General features: G+C 55.2%; 3 protein-coding genes. 1 reads left to right on the forward strand and 2 read right to left on the reverse strand.

Annotated elements, in window-relative coordinates; genetic code table 11:
* On the forward strand, positions 1 to 219 hold a 219-nt coding region (locus tag BIS11_RS17180; protein WP_253586670.1), incomplete at its 5' end, for a hypothetical protein.
* 52 nt (positions 220 to 271) lie between these two features.
* On the opposite strand, the gene BIS11_RS17185 is transcribed toward BIS11_RS17180, so the two are convergent.
* Together BIS11_RS17185 and BIS11_RS17190 are read right to left on the reverse strand one after the other, a co-directional pair.
* Positions 272 to 550 (reverse strand): PAAR domain-containing protein, encoded by a 279-nt coding sequence (locus BIS11_RS17185; protein ID WP_367399231.1) that lies wholly within the window; start codon positions 548 to 550, stop codon positions 272 to 274.
* The gene (locus tag BIS11_RS17190; RefSeq protein ID WP_253419248.1) at positions 532 to 1,443 is read right to left on the reverse strand and encodes a hypothetical protein; all 912 of its coding nucleotides are present in this window, start codon (positions 1,441 to 1,443) and stop codon (positions 532 to 534) included. The genes BIS11_RS17185 and BIS11_RS17190 overlap by 19 nt, the downstream gene beginning before the upstream one ends.
* Between the last annotated feature and the right edge of the window lie 125 nt (positions 1,444 to 1,568).

The following is a 1,568-nucleotide window of genomic DNA, read 5'->3' on the forward strand; positions in this document are numbered from 1 at the left end:
CCCCAAAGCGACGAGACCAGCAGCGCCTACGCCACCGCCGAAGCCGCCTACGAAGGCGGACGCTTCATCGCCGGCGACGTCATGAAAAGCGCCTACCTCGCCCACCAGTGGCCACGCTTTGCGAACCTCTTCCACGCCCGCACGCCCCAGGGCGAAGGCTTCGCGGAGCTGGTGGATAGTCTCTATGCGCCGCTGTTCAAGGCCGTGAAAAAGCCCTGATGGATTGCGGGAGCGGTCGTGTCTCGCGGATGGAACGCACTGTCAAGATCGATCAAGGCTGGATGTTGGCAGTGCGCGAGGCGGTGATGACCTCACCGCCATGATCAGTCCTGCAGCCAAGGTATGCCGTGGGGCGGCCATCGTGGCTCGAATGGTTGGAGCCTTCAACGATGGTCGCGCCGCAGCCGGTTTTATCGCCTACCCGCGCCACGGGTTGGCCCTCTACATGAGAAGGCGAGCCGGAAACGATTTCGGTAGTGCCGTGACCGGGGATGGGACAGCGGTGCAGGTCGCCCTGCCGGGCTACAGGTTTCATCGGCAGATTTCCCATTGGCCATTGCGTTGGATGAAGTAGGGTCTTACTCTGCTTGAAATATCATTCTCTTGAATATGATTAAACCTTATCGGAACCTGGACTCCCTCTGTTGTTAGCCAAGCAACACGGCTATTTGCCCCCAAGTTTAACGTCATTGGCTCCTCAGGGAAGTCGTTCAACTGATAAACATCTGGGTTATCAAAGTACATGTCGTAGCTGAATCGATGGCGCACGTACTCTTCTGGCGTATTCGAGGCAATAGCGAGCTCTTCGGTTCTGATCGCGGCGGCGTTCAGTAAGGCCTCGTTATCGCCTGCCGCAAACAGAGCATGTAGCCGACGGTATTCATGGGTCAGGCTATCGCGAGTAGCGGCGTTGTCTTGCAGCACATCGCCTTCTTCCCAACACCAGGTTGGCATCGACTGTCGGTTGTTAAAAGAGATATTTAACGTTTCATAACGTCCATTGCTGGTAAACTCGATATCGCTTTCCCGAGGCTGCAAGGGAGCCGATGGATCTACCGAGACGACTTCAGGCTTAGCATCTTCCACTCCGGGCCTCATTACCACTTCAAATGCAGTATTGGCCTCGGTGTTTGGATTCTGGCCCGGTTCCCAGTAAAGCAACGACACCTTTATTTGATCTTCGGCCCAATATCCGCCATCTATCCATGTGTTTAACCCAATTGTATTGTTACCGGTCTTGGTATATTCAGTAATTGGCTGGCGGCGATCAAAATTGCTGGCGACCCCGGTAAAGTCCAACATAATGTCCTGTATATAGAGGGATGATGCAAGGTCATTCACGCTCCAACGTACGCCAAACTGATACTCGGTTTCCTGTGCCATGGCGGGCAAGCTGATCAGCGTCGCCAGCAAGAGCCAACGGTGGATAAGGGGTTTCATCATACGGCTGGGTCTCTTGGTGATCTGCAATGCTGGTATTAACTAGTTAGGGCGCTGCTCGAGGCGGTGATGATCTCACCGCCATGATCGGTCCCGCAGACTAGGTATGCCGTGGGGCGGCCATCGTG

It is taken from the genome of Halomonas sp. 707D4 (assembly GCF_024158685.1).
Classification (GTDB): Bacteria; Pseudomonadota; Gammaproteobacteria; order Pseudomonadales; family Halomonadaceae; genus Vreelandella.

Coding starts and splice junctions, on each gene's coding strand:
- BIS11_RS17185 (WP_367399231.1), bottom strand. CDS start 550: ATGGGAAATCTGCCGATGAAACCTGTAGCCCGGCAGGGCGACCTGCAC.
- BIS11_RS17190 (WP_253419248.1), bottom strand. CDS start 1,443: ATGATGAAACCCCTTATCCACCGTTGGCTCTTGCTGGCGACGCTGATC.